A 17,164-nucleotide genomic window follows, 5' to 3' on the forward strand; every position below is an offset into this window, starting at 1 on the left:
ATTTGCGCCTGCTCGCGCAAAGAGCCTAGGCCGTCGGTAGCGGGCCGGCGAGGCCGCGTGGTGAGGTTCCGTATAGCCAGCTGACGGCTTGGCCGATCTCCGAGAATTGCAGCGAGGCACCGTCTTTGGCGTGATAGTAGGCAGGCGCCTCGGTGAAGCCCTCGATGCGGCTCAGCGTGTGTCCGTTCACCCGCAGGATCTGGCCGGTCAGCCAGGAGGACTGCGGCGACTGCAGCCACGCCACCACGCCCGAACTGCGGGCAGGGTCCAGCGCGGGGTCGTCAGCCTTCTCGCCGCTGAAGAAGTTCTCGCTGATTCGGGTTATGGCCAGTGGCGAAATCGCGTTCACCGCAACCCCGTAACGCGCCGCCTCCATCGCAGTGACGGCGGTGAGGTTGGCGATGGCTGCCTTGGCGGCACCGTAGGCGCTCTGGCCGACGTTGCCCCACAGCCCCGCGCCCGACACAGTGTTCACAATGCGCGCGTCGATCTGATTGCCCGCCTTGGACAGTGCGCGCCAGTACTCGCAGGCGTGCTTGGTGACCGCAAACGTGCCCTTGAGGTGGACGGCGATCACCTTGTCCCAGTCGGCCTCTGTGGACGTGGCAACCATCGCATCACGGACGATGCCTGCGTTGTTCACCACGCCAGTGAGCGTCCCGAACGTGTCGACCGCCGTGTTGATCATGTCGGCAACGTCGTCCCAGGACGAGACCGATCCAGTGTGGGCGATCGCCTTGCCACCCGCTGCCTCGATCTCGGCGACCACGTCGGCCGCAGGTCCCGACCCATCCCCTGCGGTACCATCGCGGCTCACGCCTGGGTCATTGACGACGACCGAGGCGCCCTGAGCGGACAGGGCCAGGCAGTGGGCGCGCCCGATGCCTCGCCCGCCCCCGGTGACCAGGACGACGCGTCCGGAAAGTGATGCAGTCATTGCGCTCCTTTATTCAAATAGCTTGGTGATGAGACGGCGTCGCTGCGACCAGTCCGCGCCGCGCAGGTCCGCGTGGCTGGACTCGGTGACGATCATGTCGACGTCGTGGGCCGGGGTGGAGACTGGGCGGCTCAATTGGTCGATCAGCGGTGAGTGCCCGTTGACCACCGTCGGGACGGCGATGATCGACAGCCCGCCGTGGCTCATCCGTGCGGCCGCGCAATAGTCGGGATGACCTCCGATGCCGCCGATCACTTTCTCGCCACGGCCTTCGACATTGACCTGTCCGTACGGGTCGATCTCGACGGCGGTGTTGACGGCGACGAACGACTCGCCCCTGGACAGCCTGGTGAGGTCGTGGGTGTACTCGATGCCTCGAAGAATCGGCTTGCTGTCCGCCCAGTCGTACAGCTTCTCGGTGCCAAACAGGTAGGTGGCCGAGGGCATATCGATCAGCATGCCGCGCGTGTCCATGTCGACAACCGCGTCGGTGAGCAGGCCGGTGTCGATCCGTAGCGGCACCGGCGCTCGCCGCAGCAGTGCGGTTCCGAGTTGCCCCGGCCCGTACTGCAGGCGGGCGCCCTCGGGCACGAACCTCAGTACTGCGTCGGCGAGCGCATCGTGGATCGGATCGGGATCCTTTTGCGGCAACCGGACGGGGCCGTCGTTGCTGTGGCCGACAATTCTCACGATGTCGGGATCCAGCGGCGGACCGGCGTCCGCGCAAGGCGCAGTGTTGTCCACAACGGCGAGTACCGGCACACCGGCGAGTCCCCGTTGCCAGGACACCTCGCTGCCGAAATGGAGGCGTCCCTCGCGCCCCACCACACGTGTTATCAGCACGTCGGGACGCAGCACGCTGGTCAGCAACGCGGGGATGACGGTGAGCCGAGTCGGCACGAAACGTGCTGTCGAACTGCTCAATACATCTCGCACACCCCAGCCCGGCATCACCGCAATGGTCTCGGAGAAGGCTTCCACCTCGAATCCGTCGAGCGGCGCGGGCATCCAGCCCAGTACCAGCCGAACCGAACCAACTTCACGGGCAACCGCCGAGACGACCGCTCCTACCGATAGGCCGTCGTCGAGGCAACGCAGCGCACCGACGCCGTCACCGAACGCAACAGTCATGCCCGGACGCAGCCGATCACGCAACGCAGCGGCGAACTGCGCCGAGGTCGACGATTTGGCGCGCGCTACTCGCACTACTGCGCCCATCCGTTCGTTTGGGCGAAAGGGGCGCTCACCGAGGCTCTTTGGGAAGGCCCAGCACTCGTTCACCCAGAATGTTGCGCTGGATCTCACTGGTGCCGCCGAGGATGGTCTGGGCGCGACCGACCAGCATGTGATGTACGAGTTCGTTGTCCGCCGGATCGACACATGCATCGACGCCGAGCACCTCGGTGGCAAGATCGCCCAGATCGCGGTCGGTTTCCGAGGTCATCAGCTTGAGCACTGAGAACGCCGCCGACGACGTGTTGCCCGCGTCGATGGCGCGCTGCCAGGTGAATCGCAGCAGCCACATTCGCGCCCACAACTTGGTCATCGACCGCGCCAGCACGGGGTCCAGCAGATCGTGGGCCCTGGCCGCGTCGGCCATCCGCTCGTGGAGCCGGAACATCGCGACCGCTTGTGAACCCAGGGTCAGCCGCTCGCGTCCGAGTGTCATGATCGCGATGGCCCAGCCCTGGCCGACCTCGCCGATCAGCGCGTCGTCGTCCAGTTCGGCGCCGTCGAAGAACACCTCGTTGAACTTGCTCTCGCCGTCCATCTGTGTCAGCGGCCGCACGGTGATGCCTGGCGTATCCATAGGTACCACGAACATCGACATGCCGCGATGCTTGTCGGGACCCGTACGGGCCAGCAGCAGACCGTATTTCGCGGAGTTGGCAGCCGAACTCCACACCTTCTGGCCGTTGATCCGCCAGCCAGTCGGCGTCTTCTCCGCCTTGGTGCGCACTCCTGCCAGATCGGAGCCGGCGCCGGGCTCGGAGAACAACTGCGTCCAGATGTCATCGCCGAGCCGGATGGGTTCCAGATACCGCGACTTCTGCTCATCGGTGCCGAAAGTGATCAGGACTGGCCCGGCCAGGTCGATCGCGGTGATACCGAGTTGACGCGGCACACCGGCACGTGCGCACTCCTCGGCGAAGATCGCTTGGAAGCTGACGGACGCGTCGGCACCCCCGTACTCGACGGGCCAGTGCAGGCAGACGTACTTGTGATCGGCAAGATAACGATGCCAGGCGCGGCCGGGCTGCACGTCGGCGGCCGTCGGAGTCGGCCCGTAGTTGCGCAGACCCTCCGGCTTGGGCGCGTCCTCCAAAAAAGAGCGAATCTGCGACCGAAGTGCGGCGGTGCCTTCGGTGCTTTTGGCGGCTACCAACAGCTCACTTTCTGTTGAGGTAGTGGGTGTACTCGTCGCGGACGGACTCCATCGCAGGCAGCCGTCGCTCCTCGTCGACGAATTCGGTTGCACCAGGGCCCGCCTGCACGAGTGGACGGCCGCAAGCACCGACGACCCGGAAGTCCGGTTGCTGGAGCTGCAAGCGCACAGCGACTCCTTTGGCGTCCAAAACAGGGAAATATTTAGTTATTTTCAGCGTAGTTCACCATAGGCGGCCGCGGCAAGCAGTTCCTGCGGCGGCCTGCCGGTCTCGCTGAACAGCGGAGATGGAACGACTGCATGGAGCCACCACCGTCGGGGCCGTAATGACTTCGGGCAGTGGAATGTGAAAGGGGGACCGCGATCATGAATTTCGACCTGGATGGCAAGCGAGCGCTCGTCACCGGAAGTAGTTCCGGGATCGGTGCGGGCATCGCCGCGACGCTCGCCGCTGAGGGCGTAGCGGTGGTCCACGGGCGCAACGCGGAGCGAGCTTCGGCGGTGGCGGACCAGATCCGGGAGAACGGCGGACGCGCTGACACGGCAGTGGGCGACCTTGCCTGCCGAAGACGGCGCAGCGCACGTCGCCGATGCCGCGGCATCGGCGTTCGGCGGGATAGACATTTTGGTCAACAACGCCGGTAGCAGCTGATCACACGTGAAGCCCAAAGACGTGGTGACCGTGCGAATTCGCATGCTGCGAGCGGGGCGGCGTGTTGCGTACAAAACCGCACACCGGGCCGGTGCTCGTGTCAGAGGATCTTGGCCGCGGCGGCCAGCCGGTCCCAGTGCTGTGCGGGGCCGCCGAACAACACCTCATCGGTCCGGGCACGCCGAAGGTAGAGATGCGCGGAGTCTTCCCATGTGAATCCGATTCCGCCGTGGATCTGGACGTTGGCGTGCGCTGCATCGCGCAAGGCCTCCGAGCACACCGCTTTCGCCATGCTGGCGCGCCAGTCGCACTCGCTTGCGGTTTCGCCGGCGTCGCCGTCGACCGACGCCAGCGCCGCCGCTGACGCCGACCGTGCCCACTCGAGGCCAACCAGCATGTCGGCACATTTGTGTTTGATAGCCTGGAAGCTGCCGATCGGGCGGTTGAATTGTTCACGGGTGCAGGCGTATTCGGTGGCGATCTCCAGCACCCGTTCGCACGCGCCGACCTGCTCGGCCGACAGCACCGCCAACGCCAGGTCGACGTTCCGCTCGATCGTGTCGTCGACAGGCCGGTCACCGGACAGCCGTATCGCAGGCGCAGCGGTGAACGTGATCGTGGCCATTGGCCGGGTGCCGTCGAGGGTGCGCTCTGATTCAACGACGACGCGGTCCTCCGTCGGGTCCACCAGGAAGACTGCAGGTTCGTCGGCGTTCATCGCCACGACGACGAGATCATCTGCGGCGGCACCGTTGAGCACGTGGCGGGCCTCTCCGGCCACGGTCCACGCGCCTTGGGCCGGTGCGGCGGTGAGCGTCACCGAGGCGCGACGCCAGAGCCCGCCGTCACCGGTGATCACCACCGCGGCGGTGCGTTGGCCTTCGAGCAGCCTCGACAATCGCTTCTCTGCGTCGGGGCCCCGGTCCTGCATGTCTAGCAACAGGCCGGTGGCGAGCACCGCCGAAGCCACGAACGGCACCGGCGCCAGCGCGCGGCCCAGTTCGTGGGCCACCACGCCCAACGCGGAGGCGCCGTAGCCTGCCCCGCCGAGATTCTCCGGCACCGCAATTGCTGCCACCCCGACTTGGTTGCAAAGCACCCCCCACAGCTCGCTGTCGAAGCCGCGCTGCGGGTTCTCGGGGTGGTCGTAGGCCACTGCCCGCACGCGCTCTTCGGATGCGAACCTCTCGCATGCGGCACGCACGGAGTGCGCGAGCTCGTCGCGCTCGTCAACGGACAACACCGTCATTGGCTCCCTCCTGAAATGAGTTGTGCCAATTCGTTTTTCGCGACCTTACCCAGGCCAGTCAGCGGGAACTCGTCGACAACCAGCAGTTGCTCAGGCCACTTCTGTTTCATCAGCCCGCGCTCGTCGAGGAATGCGCACAGCTCATCTAGCGTGACATCGCGGTGACGCGGCGAGCGTCGCACGACCGCGCAAACCATCTCGCCGCGCAGCTCGTCGGGGCGGCCGAGGACCGCAACCTCGTCGACCAGGGGATGCGCCAGCAGCTCGTTCTCGATCTCGTCGGGCGCGATGTTTTCGCCTTTGCGGATGATCAGATCCTTGATGCGGCCGGTGATCACGGTGCGTCCGTCGGGCCTCAGCCACCCGCGGTCACCGGTACGGAACCAGCCGTCGGCCGTCGTCGCGTGCGACCACGGCTCGGCGTCGACGTAGCCCGGCGTCACGTTGGCCCCGCGCAATTCGACCTCACCGGTCGGTGCGATCCGGATCTCCGCGCCTGGGATCGGCCGGCCGCAGCTGTTGGTCTGCTGCTCCTCCGTGTCGGTGGCCTCGCTGACGCAGATCGTTGGCGCCTCGGTCATGCCGTAGGCGTGCACGATCGGTACGCCCATGTGCCTGCGCACCTTGTGGTGGAGTTCGGGCGCGCAGGGTGCACCGCCGCCGATCAACATTCGCAGCGTCGGAATGATCGGCTGGTCGCTGCTCGAAGCCAGTTGTGCCGACAGAAGTATCTGATAGAAAGCCGTGCTCGAGCCCGAGATCGTCACGCGGTTCGCCGCCAGCACGCCGGCCAGCTCAGGGCCGTCGACCTTCGGCACCATCAGCGCCGAGAAAGCGCCGATCAGGGCGCTGGCGATGTAGAGGATGCCTCCGATGTGCGCGATGGGGAAGTTGATCGTCCCGATTTCTTCAGGGTGGTCGCCCAACCCGAGATGTGTCACGTAGCCGCGGGCCGCGGCCAACAAGGTTGCATCGGTGTGCCGGACACCTTTCGGGCGGCCGGTGGTGCCTGAAGTGAAGTAGATCCATCGCCTGTCGTCGGCCGAATGGGGTTGGCCCAGTTCGGAATGCAGGGCGGCAGGCAAGGCTCGCAGCTGCTCGACGAAATCGTTCGGCAGCCTGACGACGCGGACCCCAGGTGGCGCGTTGGCGGCTCTCGACTCGTCGACGACCAGAATGTCTGCGTGAGCGACTTCAAGCGCCGCGCAGACCTCTCGCTGCCGGTATATGTGCAGCACCGGCGCCTGGACTACTGCGCTGCGGGCAAGCGCCAGCATCAGCAATGCCGCCGAGGTATTCGCGGGCAGCTGCCACGCAACAGTCATGCCGGGACGGATGCCCGCATCCCATAGCCACTGGGTGCCCGCGGCCGACAGCGCGGCTACCTCAGCGACGGTCAGCGTCGCGCCTGCGCAATCGCGCAACAGCGGCCGATCCGGTTGGTTCACGGCGGACTCGTCAAGCAAGCCGACGACGGTATCAGCCCTCACCGCGCGACCTCCTCCTTCGGCCCGGCGACAAATTCCCGTATGGCCTCGGCGGACTCGTCCGGGCGGTCCAGCATCACGTAGGTCGAGCTGTCCTCGATGGGGCGCACAACCGCGGCGGGGAACGTCTCGGCCAATCGGTGGGCATGCGACAACGGAAACAACTTGTCGCTGGTTCCCCACGCGATCAGCACCGGCTTTTTCCAAAGCTTCAACGCGTTCACGGCCGCCATGGTGTGGGTGGGCTTCAAATCGGCGGTGAACCTGGCCGCCTCGCGGCGCACCGAGGCCGACGTGAGGAAGCCGCCGAAGATGGCGGGTCGGCGCGCAGCATCGATCCCGTTTTGGGTCACGGCCGAACTGAACACCTTCAGACCCGGTCCAGTAGTCAACCCCTTCAGAACAATCGCGCCCGCGGCTTGATTTAGCGCACACAACCGCACGAGCGGGGCGAAGGACTTCGGCGGGAAGTGTTCGAAGCTATCGCAATTGGTGAAGACCAGTCTGGACACCCGGTCCCAGTCCAGCATCGCGTTTCCGAGCGCTGCGAGCACGATCCCGCCACCCGTGTCGTTGGCCACGAGTGTGACGTCGGACAGATCGAGCGCCTCGAGGAGTCCAACGATCCGCCTGCCCGACGAGCGGACGCTGAGATCGACGCCTGCGCCCACAGTTTCGGATTGTGCGCCGAAGGGCCAAGTCGGTGCGATGCAGCGATGACTGTCGAACAGCCGACGCGCCACGTCGTCCCACAACGCCCCGGTGACGTAGGCGCCGTGGACGAATACCACCACCGGCCCGGATCCCGTGTCGGTGTACTCGATTTCAATCTCGCCGACGGCGACTGACCTCACCAGTCAGCCTATGCGCCGACCTGGGGTGAACCTGATCGGCAACTGGCGCACGGCGTGCACCTCGCCCGCGTCCTCGAACCGCTTGACTTCCCCGGCGAGTTCGAAGTCGGGCAGCCGTTCGAGGATCTGGGTGAGCATGACCTGGAACATCATCTTGGCGTAATGCGATCCCAGGCAGCGGTGGATGCCTACGCCGAACGCCATTTGTTTCCTGGCATTTTCGCGGGACAGGTCGAGTTTGTCGGGATCGTCGAACATTGCCGGGTCTCGGTTGGCCGCCGCCCACATCAGGATCGCCCGGTCACCTTGGCGCAGCGGTTGCCCGTGAAACTCGGCGTCGCGCGAGACGGTGCGAGCCAGGCCAAGCGTCGGGGTGAACAGCCGAAGCAGTTCGTCAGTGCCCTTCTTGATCAGGCCCGGATCGGCGATCAGCTGACGGCGCAGTTCGGGGTCCGCACACAGCCGCAGCAGAACGTTGCCGGTGAATCCGCTGGTGGTGTCCATTCCACCGAGCATCATCAGGAACCCGTACATGGTGATCTGGATGTCGTCGAGCGGCTTGCCGTCCAACGTGCCGCGCAGAATGTCGCTGAACAGGTCATCGCCCAAACCCTCGGCCCGTCGCTGTTCCAGTTGCTTGTTGATTTCGCCGAACATCTCCATGCCGGCTAGAGCAGCCCGGTCGGGGTCATGGGTGCGCTCGTGAACTGTGGTGTGCACCCAGTTCACCCAGTCCATTGCGCGCGACTCATCCCATTTGAGCAGACGCAGGATGATTCGGGCAGGCACGGGTGTGGTCAACTCGCCGACGATGTCGCACTCGCCGCGTTCGATGAACTGGTCGATCGCCTCGTTGGTGATGTCGATGGCCATCGATCGGGCTCGGTCAGCGGAGCCGGGGGAGAACTGCCGCAGCGTGACCTCGCGCAGTTCCTGGGTGTGCGGGGGATCGGATTCGATGGGCAGAATCGGGAACGGCATGCCGCTGGCGGGCACACCCACCGAGGGGCAGGAGTTGAACAGATCGTCGTCGCGGGATGCGTCGAACACCGACGCGTAGTCGACGAGCGTCCAGAAGCCGTCGTAGTGATCGGAATACGCTACCGGACAGCCGGATTCGCGCATCTGCTTGAACGTGCCGTACGGATCCTCCCGAAACTCGGGGGAGTGGTGGTCGAGGTCGACGTGTGCGCGAGGGCGCGAATCAGCCTGTGTCATAAGTGTTTTCCTCCCCTCACCGGCTCAGGATTGCGACCGCTGCCGTTCCGGGTGAGCCGTACAGTTGGGCGAGTGCCACCCGCGGCTCGTTGGGCACCTGCCGGTCACCGGCGGTGCCGCGCAGCTGATGAACGAGTTCGTACACCTGCCGCAGCCCGGACGCCCCGACGGGCTCTCCATTGGCGAGCAGGCCGCCGTCGGTGTTGATCGGCAGCCGGCCGCCGATCTGGGTGACTCCGTCGGCGAGCAGGGCTTCTTGTTCGCCGTCCTTGCACAACATCGTCTCGGCCATGTGAATCACCTCTGAGCCGGAGTCCGTGTCCTGCAACTGCGCGACGTCGATGTCCTCGGGGCCGATGCCTGCGATCTCGTAGGCGGCCTTCGCGGCCTCCGCGGTGGTGCCGGGCACGATCGGTAGTTCGATCGAGGTGCGCAGCAGTTCATACGCGCCCTCGCGGCGGCTGCGCAGCGCGCTCGAGCGGAGATAGATCGGTGTGTCGGTGTATTTCTTGGCCGCATCCGCGCGGCAGACCACCACAGCCGCAGCGCCTTCGTTGGGATTGCAGTACATGTACTGCCGAAGCGGGGCGTTGACGACCGGTGAAGCCAGGATCGCCTCAACGCTCATCGGCTTGCGACGCCAGGCGTTCGGATTCTTTGCGCCGTTGTCGAAGTTCTTGGCCGCTACGCGCGCGAGTGTCTGCTCGCTGATCCCGTGATCGTGCATGTAGCGCATGATCTTGGTACCGAAGTAATGCGTGGTCAGGAACATGCCCTGGTCTCCGTACCACTGCGGCAAGCCCGCGACCGATGGATCGGCGCCAAATGCGCCGCGCGGATGCTTGTCGAGCCCGACCCCGACCGCGATCTCCGCCTCGCCGAGTGCGACGTCACGCGCGGCGAGCGTGAGCAGCGAGTTGCCAGTGGCGCAGCCGCTCAGCGTTGCGCGCGCAGGCACTCCGGTCATGCCGACCAGGCCGGTGATCGCCTCCGGATTGGCCACCTCGAGGCTGCCTGCATAGAGACTGTCCACATCGGAGAAGTCCACACCTGCGTCGCGCAACGCTCTACTGATCGCAACGGCGCCCATTTCCAGGGCCGAGCGGTCCTCATATCGTCCGAACGGGTGGAGTCCGACACCGATGATCGCGATATCGGGCGTGCTGCTCATTGCGCTCCTTCGGTGCATACATGCGCAATCGGGAGGCCGGTTACGGCCGAGGTGCGCGCTGATTTGACGTCCGTAAGTCTATAAACATATACCTGATTCTCAGGCTGGAGTCTAGAATCGCCGTACCCGCGAGTGAAGGCTGAGGCGTTGAGCATTTCGTTGTTGTTGGAGATGGCGGTGTCCGAGGACCCCGACCGGGTTGTTCTGGTGGACGGGCCCAGTCGGCTGACGGTCGCTGAGCTCGGTGGGTTGGCCGACGGCGGGGCCGGCGTGGTCGCCGCATCGGGTGCTCAGCACGTGGCGTACGTGGGCTCCGGTGGCATCATGGCTCCGTTGCTGATTTTCGCCTCGGCCCGCGCAGGCAAGGCGTACACGCCGATCAACTACCGGCTGAGCGCGCAGGGTGTTCAGGAGCTGATCGAACGACTGCCGGATCCACTGGTCGTCGTCGACGGTCGCTACCGCGACATGGTCGGCGACGTCGGCAAGTACGTGATCGAATCCGACGATTTCCTGGCCGCAGCGCGCACTGCAGAACCGGTCGCGGAGTTCGCTGATCCCGATGACGTGGCGATCGTCCTCTTTACGTCGGGCACGACCTCGAAGCCGAAGGCGGTCGAGCTATCACACGGCAATCTGACCAGCTACATCACCGGCACGGTCGAATTCGGTTCGGCCGAAACCGACGACGCGGCGCTGATCTGTGTGCCCCCGTATCACATCGCCGGGGTCAACGCGGCAATATCGAACCTGTACGCGGGCCGAAAGATGGTTTATCTGACCAACTTCGAGGCGCAGGATTGGGTGCGACTGGTCGCAGACGAAAAGGTGACGACCGCGACCGTCGTGCCCACGATGCTGGACCGCATCGTCACCGCTCTGGAACAGGAACCTGTCGAACTGTCCTCGCTACGCAATCTGGCCTATGGCGGCTCGAAGGTGGGACTTCCGTTAGTACGCAAAGCACTCGACCTGCTTCCACACGTGGGATTCGTCAACGCTTACGGCTTGACCGAGACAAGTTCCACTATCTCGGTGCTCACTCCCGACGACCACCGCGATGCGCACGGCAGCGCTGACGAAGCGGTCGCCAAGCGTCTCGGTTCGGTGGGCAAACCAGTGCCGGGTATCGAGGTGCAAATCCGTGACGAGACCGGGCGGGTGCTCGGACCGGGGGAAGCCGGTGAGTTGTTCGTGCGGGGCGAGCAGGTCTCGGGAAGATACTCCGGCATCGGGTCAGTGCTCGACGACGAAGGCTGGTTTCCCACAAGGGATCTCGCAATTCTCGATGAGGGGGGATACCTTTTCATCGGCGGCCGATCCGACGACACCATCATCCGCGGCGGCGAGAACATCGCGCCCGCCGAGTTGGAAGACGTCCTCGTCGAGCATCCACATGTGCACCAAGTCGCAGTCGTCGGTGTCGAGGATGCGCAGTGGGGTCAAGCCATCGTCGCCGTGGTGGTTCCGGCGGCGGGCGTCAAGCCGGATCCCGACGAGCTGCGCGCGTATGTGCGGAGATTCCTGCGCGGATCACGGACACCGGACCGGGTTGTTTTTCGTGACGAGTTACCAACCAACGCCACCGGCAAGGTACTGCGCCGAGAAATCATCGACAGCCTTCGCGACGCGAACGCCTAAAGTTAAGGGAGTCAACATGATCAAAAACGGCACTCGGCTGCAGAGCCAGGTGTGTGACACGCAGGTGATCGTCGTTAGGACCGCCGACACCCTCGACGACTTGCGTTGCGGCGGGCACCCGATGGTGGCGATGGGCACCGAAAAAGCTGGCGGTGCCCCCGATCCGGCGTTCTCCGACGGTGCGGTGATGGGCAAGCGGTATGTCGATGACGGCGGCGCCGAGGTGCTCGTGACGAAAGCCGGAGCTGGCACGCTTAGCGTGGGTGAGACAGCACTGACCCTCAAAGAGGCGAAGCCTCTTCCGGCCAGCGACTGAGGATGGAGCAAGCCCCTGTTTCCATTCCGGCGGGCGACATCACGATGGCCGCCGACGCTTTCGGCGACCCGGCCGATCCGCCTGTGGTCCTTCTGCACGGTGGCGGCCAGACCCGGCATTCGTGGAAATCGACGGCGGCGGATCTGGGTGGCCAGGGCTGGTACGCGCTCACAGTCGACCTGCGCGGGCACGGGGACAGCAGCTGGTCACCCGACGGGCGCTACGGCCTCGATCGCTTCGCCGGTGATGTGATTCGAATCGTCGATTTTCTCGGCCGCCCGCCGGTGTTTGTCGGCGCATCGCTCGGCGGAAATGCATCCCTGGCCGCGATCGGCTTCAGGCCAGACCTCGCCCTTGGACTGGTACTGGTGGATGTGTCGCCCTTTCTGCAGCCGTCCGGAACGAGCAGGATCCGTGACTTCATGGTCTCGCACGCCGAGGAAGGGTTCGGCTCGCTCGAGGAGGTCGCTGACGCTGTGGCAGCCTACGTCCCCCACCGTCCCCGACCGCGCAACCTCCATGGCCTGCGAAAAAATCTAAGGCAACGCGATGGGCGGTGGTACTGGCACTGGGATCCCGCATTCATGGGTTCACCGACAGACCAAGCGGTGCAGCGTGACCAACTCATCGACCCCGCGCGGCTGGGTGCCGCAGCGACCGGGCTGCGGCTGCCCACACTGCTGGTGCGCGGCGGGGAGTCCGACGTGCTCAGCATCGAAGATTCGGTTCGTTTCCTGGACTTGGTCCCGCACGCGGAGTTCGCCTCGGTCGCCGGCGCACACCACATGGTGGCCGGCGACGACAACGCTGTTTTCGAGGACGTGCTCGGCGACTTCCTGGAGCGGCGGGTTCGGTCTCGGCTCAATTTGTTGGGCCAGCGATAGTCGACAGAACTATGGCGCCTGGCCGCGATCGCCTCGGGCAGCGCCTGTGTGTTCCAAATTGAATAAGCGTCGCCACTAGCTGGTCCGCGGTGGCTCAATTCGTTCGATTGTGTCGACCCGATCGATGGACCGGTCGCACGACGCAATCCGACTGACACCAGTGGTTTCGGCACACGCCACCAGGTATGCCTCGGGGAAGTCGATCCGGTCGGTCTCAGACCTCGATGAGCGCAGGACAAGTGCGGGGTCGACGCAGAGAATCGATTCGACGGCGAGCATCGAGCGCCGCATTACCAATGCCCACCGCCTCGGTCACGACAAGGTCGACTCGGCGATGCCACGTGCAGACATCGCTGCCTTTCTCGTCGCCCAACTCACCGACGAAACTTCGTCAATGCCCTACCGGACATCAGCAACTGAATCCAATCGTCCTGAACCGGAGAGAGAACCTGGCGACATTCGATCCTTGGGGCTTGGCGCGCACACGTCGCTGAATACGTTGTGAACCGAAGAATTACGCGTTGGCCAGTGCTGGCGGCTTAACGGCGTTCGGATCGGGGTTGGCGATCGGCAGGCCCATGAAGCGCCGGGCGTTGTCGCCCATGAAGTCGTAGGTGCGTCGCACATCCATGCCTTCGGCGTACTGCCAGTATCGCTTGGGCTCGGCCAGGCCTTCGGGATGCGGCCAGTCCGAGCCGAACATCACCTTGTCCCATCCGACCGTCTGCACGACGTCGGCGACCGAGCCCTCCCAGAACGGGCTGACCCAGACGTTGCGGCGGAACACCTCGTGCGGATGCTCCGGGAAGTTCTGTGGCATCTTGTTGTGCGTCGACTGGAGATCGTCGAAAAGTGGCTTGATCCAAGCACTTCCGTTCTCCACGCTGGCAATACGCAGCTTCGGAAAGCGGGTCAGGGTGCCGTGGCAGATCAGGCTGGTCAGCATGTCAGCGATCTCGCGGTGGCCGAGAGCAGTCCACTTGAACGCCGACATCTCGAACGCGCTACTGGTCGACGGGGGTTCCCACTTGTCGATGTACTCCTGCAGCGGAGGTTGGCTGGCGTGCAACACGATTGGCAGCCCGGCCGACTCGACGTCTCGCCAGAACGGATCGAACTCCGGCAGCGCGGGGGAGCGCCAACCCTTGTAACCATTCACCGGGGCTGGCTTGATCAGTGCGACCTTGGCCCCGTTGTCAAGGATGTACTCGAGCTCGCGACGCGCCTCGTCGACGAGGCCCAGATTGAGCACCGGCGTCGAGTAGACCCGGTTGGCGTGATTGAATCCCCAATGCTCGAGCATCCACTGGTTGAGCGCGTGAATGATCGCCACCGTGAGGTCGGGGTCCTCGGCCGATGAGTGTTCGACAAGGTTCGCCAGCGTCGGATAGTTCAGGCACGCGTCGACACCTTGGCGGTCGAGCTCGGCGAGCCGGTCCTCGGGGTTGCGCGCACCCGGCGGCGTGTCGATGCCGCGGCCCGACATCTCCCGCATCGAAAGCCCTTCGGGATTCTGGCCGGAGTAGAACTTTTCGTGCGCGCCAGGAGCAGCTACCCGTTCAAACGTCGGGTTTGGCATGTAGTCGGTGATCTTGTTAAGGATCGCGATCCGTGTGTGCCTACCCATCTGAACGAACTGCACCTTCGGCCGGAACTCGTCGGGCAGGTATTTGGTCAGCGCGTCGGGGGTCTCGTACATGTGCTGGTCGGCATCGAAGATCGGTGCCTCGGTGAACTGCATGATCGGTGCGTGCCTCTCACTGCTCGACTTGGGCTTGGTTAGGAGCTTGGTCCAACTTGACGAATATGTCAAGTATTGTCCAAATTATCGTCTTGAGCAGCTCTTATTGCACTTGACACTATCGCCATATACAGTTTCGGCATGACCGTGACCTCGGCGCCCGTCAGGCAACTGGACGGCGGCCGCGGTGAACGTACGCGGTCGGCGATCCTTGACGCGAGCCGCCGACTGTTCTTGGAGCGTGGCTTCGCGGGCACGCCGATCAACGCGATCACCGAGGCGTGCGGCATTTCGCGGGCGGGCTTCTACACGTACTTCAAAGACAAGCGAGAGATCTTCAACGTCCTGGGCAAGACTGCGTATCACGACGTCCTCGCCGTCATCGCCGAATGGGCGGACGCTCGAGAACCCTTCGGCCCGGAGGACATTCGGGCCTGGGTGGGCCACTACTTCGACTACATGGACGACCACGGCGCCTTCGTGCTGGCATCAGCGCACTCGGCGCCCGACGACAACGAGTTCCGAAACTCGCGCAACCGCATGGAGACTCGGGCGTCGTGGAAGCTAGGGCAGGCCATTGCAGGCAACAGTGCGCATTCGCCGGATGCCATCGGTGTCGCGGTGATGGGCCTGCTGGACCGGGCTTGGCACACGGTGCACCAGCAGACCGTGGCCGTCGACCGCGACGAAATGATCGCGGTGGTCGCCGAGATGATTATCCCGATGGCCCGAGGTTGACCGGTACGGCCGTCGCCCTCGATGCAATTTCAAAGGTCCATTGCCTAGTGGGAACGCCATTCCCAAAGGTTCGAGATTAACGCATAGGACAGCTCACCGAGGCGCAATTCCGGCCGCGTCCGGGTGCACCGCGGGGGCCGAGAGTCCGGTCAACATCAGCGTAACCACCTGGTCGCGCACCTCATCGAAGTCGGTGTCCAGCCGACCCCGGATGCGCGCTTCGAGGTGACGCACGGCCACCGCGTGAATCGCGAACGAATCGAGTTCGGGGCGTGCGTTGGGCAGGCTGCCGTCGGCAAGGCCCGCGACCAACACGTCGGTAAGCACTTGTCGGTGCCGGGCATAGGTGGCCTCCAACGCTGCGGCGATGCCAGGCGCGCCGGTGACATCCGACGACATGAAGGCCAACGCGTCGCGAAATCGTGCCTCGTTCCAGCCGATACTCAGGTAGTTCTCGATCCAAGCCGCAACCGCCGCGGGACGGGTGTCTGCGGCGGCCACCGCGTTCTTCAGATCGGCCAGGATCAAGTCGCCCGCCCACTCCTGCATCGCGATGATCAGGTCGTCCTTGCAGGAGAAGTGCCGATAGAAGATCCGCCGGTTCACGCCCGCCGCACGCAGGATGTTCTCGATCGACGTGGTCGCCCCGGTATGGCTGCCGCCGCGGCTGATCAACCGGTACGCGGCCCGCATGATCGCGTCGCGATCCGACTGGCGACCGCCGTCACTCATTTCGTGCTCCATCTCCTGGGAATTCCTTTCCCAAATTAGCACGCACGTTGCATGGGAACGCCATTCCCAGTAGCGTGGATCCGTCCTTATTCGAAGCGTGCGATCTGACGGAGTGATCATGAACGGCCTGCCCAGCATGCAGCCAACGGGATGGTTCCAGGTGGCCTGGAGTGCCGATCTCGCTGAGGGCGACGTCATGCCACTTCGTTACTTCGGCGTCGAACTCGTCGCGTTCCGGGACCTGCGGGGTGCGGTGCATGTCCTCAACGCCCACTGCCAGCATCTCGGGGCGAACCTATCCAGGGGTGGCTGCGTCGTTGAGGACGGAATTCAGTGCCCGTTCCACGGCTGGGTGTGGAACGGAGAGGGCCGCAACGTGCGGATCCCGTACGAGAACCGGCCCAATCGCGGCCGCAGGGTGCGGTCGTGGCCAGTGACCGAACTCAACGAGTCGATCTACATCTGGCACGACGCGGCCGGACGCACTCCGATGTGGGAGGTGCCCGACGGCCACCAGGTACTCGGTGATCACATTCACGACAGGGCTTACCTACCAGTCGGACCCGAAGCGCGCATCAAGTTCGCCGGAATCCATGTTCACCCGCAGGTCATCGCCGAGAACGCCGTCGATCCCCATCACTTCCGGTTCGTGCACAAGACTCCCGTCAGTCCGACCGTGCTGCGGGAGGACGTCGATGACGTGACTTGGTCGGCCAAGGTCGGCTTCGGCCGCAGGTGGAGCGACGGAGTCGACCAGCCGGGGGAAACCAAGAACACCTTGGAGATCTACTGGTCGGGCGTCGGCATTTCGTTCAACGGCGAGCACTCCCGGGAGGGATTCCGCGTGATCGCGATATGCGCCACGCCCGTGGACAACGAGACGTCAGACATCTTCTCCACCTACTGGATCGACGAGGCGAGCGGCAATTACGACGAACGCCTGGCGGCCGCGCAGGCGGCGTTGCCGGATGACGTCGCGATCTGGGAACACCAGATCTACATGGATCCGCCGGGTCTGACGACCTCGGAAGCCGCCGGGTTCAAGCAGTTGCGAACCTGGGCGCGCAGCTTTTATCCGGAGCCGGCCGAGCCCCTGGTGACGACATCGGGCGGCGGTTGACCATGAGCGCCGAGAACTGGTTCGAACTAGTGCAGAGC

17 protein-coding genes are annotated in these 17,164 nt (G+C 64.6%); 6 read left to right on the forward strand and 11 right to left on the reverse strand.

Going from position 1 to position 17,164, the window contains the following annotated elements:
• Window positions 1-25 precede the first annotated feature (25 nt).
• The 4 genes from GGC64_RS29920 to GGC64_RS29935 all read right to left on the reverse strand — a co-directional run bounded on the left by GGC64_RS29920 (window position 26) and on the right by GGC64_RS29935 (window position 3,492).
• Window positions 26-937, reverse strand: coding sequence for an SDR family NAD(P)-dependent oxidoreductase (locus tag GGC64_RS29920; protein WP_192726215.1), 912 nt, complete (start codon window positions 935-937; stop codon window positions 26-28).
• Between the two features lie 9 nt (window positions 938-946).
• Window positions 947-2,068 carry an acetyl-CoA hydrolase/transferase C-terminal domain-containing protein gene (locus tag GGC64_RS29925; protein WP_192726471.1) on the reverse strand — a complete coding sequence of 374 codons (1,122 nt, stop codon included), beginning with the start codon at window positions 2,066-2,068 and terminating at the stop codon, window positions 947-949.
• A 112-nt stretch (window positions 2,069-2,180) separates the two neighbouring features.
• Entirely contained in the window at window positions 2,181-3,323 is a 1,143-nt protein-coding gene (locus tag GGC64_RS29930) for an acyl-CoA dehydrogenase family protein (RefSeq protein WP_370582411.1), read from the reverse strand.
• 4 nt (window positions 3,324-3,327) lie between these two features.
• On the reverse strand, window positions 3,328-3,492 hold the full coding sequence (locus GGC64_RS29935; protein ID WP_192726506.1) for a hypothetical protein: 165 nt from the start codon (window positions 3,490-3,492) through the stop codon (window positions 3,328-3,330).
• Window positions 3,493-3,689: 197 nt separating this feature from the next.
• On the opposite strand from GGC64_RS29935, the gene GGC64_RS29940 reads away from it, so the two are divergent.
• A complete protein-coding gene (locus GGC64_RS29940) occupies window positions 3,690-3,968 on the forward strand; it encodes an SDR family NAD(P)-dependent oxidoreductase (RefSeq protein ID WP_225952641.1) in 279 nt (92 codons plus the stop codon).
• Between the two features lie 107 nt (window positions 3,969-4,075).
• Here the strand turns inward: GGC64_RS29940 and GGC64_RS29945 are convergent, their stop codons facing one another.
• From GGC64_RS29945 to GGC64_RS29965, 5 genes are read right to left on the reverse strand one after another with little or no spacing between them, the layout of a single operon-like run.
• On the reverse strand, window positions 4,076-5,224 hold the full coding sequence (locus GGC64_RS29945; RefSeq protein ID WP_192726216.1) for an acyl-CoA dehydrogenase family protein: 1,149 nt from the start codon (window positions 5,222-5,224) through the stop codon (window positions 4,076-4,078).
• Window positions 5,221-6,714: a class I adenylate-forming enzyme family protein gene (locus GGC64_RS29950; RefSeq protein WP_192726217.1), complete on the reverse strand. Its 1,494-nt coding sequence runs from the start codon at window positions 6,712-6,714 to the stop codon at window positions 5,221-5,223. The genes GGC64_RS29945 and GGC64_RS29950 overlap by 4 nt, the downstream gene beginning before the upstream one ends.
• Entirely contained in the window at window positions 6,711-7,565 is an 855-nt protein-coding gene (locus tag GGC64_RS29955; RefSeq protein WP_370582412.1) for an alpha/beta fold hydrolase, read from the reverse strand. The genes GGC64_RS29950 and GGC64_RS29955 overlap by 4 nt, the downstream gene beginning before the upstream one ends.
• Before the next feature lie 3 nt (window positions 7,566-7,568).
• Window positions 7,569-8,783, reverse strand: coding sequence for a cytochrome P450 (locus tag GGC64_RS29960; RefSeq protein WP_192726218.1), 1,215 nt, complete (start codon window positions 8,781-8,783; stop codon window positions 7,569-7,571).
• A 16-nt stretch (window positions 8,784-8,799) separates the two neighbouring features.
• Window positions 8,800-9,954, reverse strand: a complete 1,155-nt coding sequence (locus tag GGC64_RS29965) for a thiolase family protein (RefSeq protein WP_192726219.1) — start codon at window positions 9,952-9,954, stop codon at window positions 8,800-8,802.
• 147 nt (window positions 9,955-10,101) lie between these two features.
• Between GGC64_RS29965 and GGC64_RS29970 the strand changes: the two genes are divergently transcribed.
• Genes GGC64_RS29970 through GGC64_RS29980 form a run of 3 tightly spaced genes read left to right on the forward strand, consistent with a single transcriptional unit; the run spans window position 10,102 to window position 12,795 of the window.
• Window positions 10,102-11,595 carry a class I adenylate-forming enzyme family protein gene (locus GGC64_RS29970; protein ID WP_192726220.1) on the forward strand — a complete coding sequence of 498 codons (1,494 nt, stop codon included), beginning with the start codon at window positions 10,102-10,104 and terminating at the stop codon, window positions 11,593-11,595.
• Between the two features lie 16 nt (window positions 11,596-11,611).
• On the forward strand, window positions 11,612-11,911 hold the full coding sequence (locus tag GGC64_RS29975) for a hypothetical protein (RefSeq protein WP_192726221.1): 300 nt from the start codon (window positions 11,612-11,614) through the stop codon (window positions 11,909-11,911).
• 2 nt (window positions 11,912-11,913) lie between these two features.
• Window positions 11,914-12,795 carry an alpha/beta fold hydrolase gene (locus tag GGC64_RS29980; RefSeq protein ID WP_192726222.1) on the forward strand — a complete coding sequence of 294 codons (882 nt, stop codon included), beginning with the start codon at window positions 11,914-11,916 and terminating at the stop codon, window positions 12,793-12,795.
• Between the two features lie 514 nt (window positions 12,796-13,309).
• Here GGC64_RS29980 and GGC64_RS29985 read toward each other — a convergent pair.
• Entirely contained in the window at window positions 13,310-14,536 is a 1,227-nt protein-coding gene (locus GGC64_RS29985) for an amidohydrolase family protein (protein ID WP_192726223.1), read from the reverse strand.
• 141 nt (window positions 14,537-14,677) lie between these two features.
• Here GGC64_RS29985 and GGC64_RS29990 point away from each other — a divergent pair, with 141 nt between their 5' ends.
• On the forward strand, window positions 14,678-15,274 hold the full coding sequence (locus GGC64_RS29990) for a TetR/AcrR family transcriptional regulator (RefSeq protein ID WP_192726224.1): 597 nt from the start codon (window positions 14,678-14,680) through the stop codon (window positions 15,272-15,274).
• Between the two features lie 93 nt (window positions 15,275-15,367).
• On the opposite strand, the gene GGC64_RS29995 is transcribed toward GGC64_RS29990, so the two are convergent.
• Entirely contained in the window at window positions 15,368-16,006 is a 639-nt protein-coding gene (locus tag GGC64_RS29995) for a TetR/AcrR family transcriptional regulator (RefSeq protein ID WP_192726225.1), read from the reverse strand.
• A gap of 118 nt (window positions 16,007-16,124) precedes the next feature.
• On the opposite strand from GGC64_RS29995, the gene GGC64_RS30000 reads away from it, so the two are divergent.
• Window positions 16,125-17,126, forward strand: a complete 1,002-nt coding sequence (locus tag GGC64_RS30000) for a Rieske 2Fe-2S domain-containing protein (RefSeq protein WP_192726226.1) — start codon at window positions 16,125-16,127, stop codon at window positions 17,124-17,126.
• Window positions 17,127-17,164 lie beyond the last annotated feature (38 nt).

Source organism: Mycobacterium sp. OAS707 (genome assembly GCF_014873705.1).
GTDB lineage: Bacteria > Actinomycetota > Actinomycetes > Mycobacteriales > Mycobacteriaceae > Mycobacterium.

What these genes read in the sequence shown, in the direction of transcription:
- GGC64_RS29985 (WP_192726223.1), bottom strand. Translation starts at nt 14,536, where the DNA reads ATGCAGTTCACCGAGGCACCGATCTTCGATGCCGACCAGCACATGTAC.
- GGC64_RS29995 (WP_192726225.1), bottom strand. Translation starts at nt 16,006, where the DNA reads ATGAGTGACGGCGGTCGCCAGTCGGATCGCGACGCGATCATGCGGGCC.
- GGC64_RS29940 (WP_225952641.1), top strand. Translation starts at nt 3,690, where the DNA reads ATGAATTTCGACCTGGATGGCAAGCGAGCGCTCGTCACCGGAAGTAGT.
- GGC64_RS29980 (WP_192726222.1), top strand. Translation starts at nt 11,914, where the DNA reads ATGGAGCAAGCCCCTGTTTCCATTCCGGCGGGCGACATCACGATGGCC.
- GGC64_RS29945 (WP_192726216.1), bottom strand. Translation starts at nt 5,224, where the DNA reads ATGACGGTGTTGTCCGTTGACGAGCGCGACGAGCTCGCGCACTCCGTG.
- GGC64_RS29975 (WP_192726221.1), top strand. Translation starts at nt 11,612, where the DNA reads ATGATCAAAAACGGCACTCGGCTGCAGAGCCAGGTGTGTGACACGCAG.
- GGC64_RS29925 (WP_192726471.1), bottom strand. Translation starts at nt 2,068, where the DNA reads ATGACTGTTGCGTTCGGTGACGGCGTCGGTGCGCTGCGTTGCCTCGAC.
- GGC64_RS29920 (WP_192726215.1), bottom strand. Translation starts at nt 937, where the DNA reads ATGACTGCATCACTTTCCGGACGCGTCGTCCTGGTCACCGGGGGCGGG.
- GGC64_RS30000 (WP_192726226.1), top strand. Translation starts at nt 16,125, where the DNA reads ATGAACGGCCTGCCCAGCATGCAGCCAACGGGATGGTTCCAGGTGGCC.
- GGC64_RS29960 (WP_192726218.1), bottom strand. Translation starts at nt 8,783, where the DNA reads ATGACACAGGCTGATTCGCGCCCTCGCGCACACGTCGACCTCGACCAC.
- GGC64_RS29990 (WP_192726224.1), top strand. Translation starts at nt 14,678, where the DNA reads ATGACCGTGACCTCGGCGCCCGTCAGGCAACTGGACGGCGGCCGCGGT.
- GGC64_RS29965 (WP_192726219.1), bottom strand. Translation starts at nt 9,954, where the DNA reads ATGAGCAGCACGCCCGATATCGCGATCATCGGTGTCGGACTCCACCCG.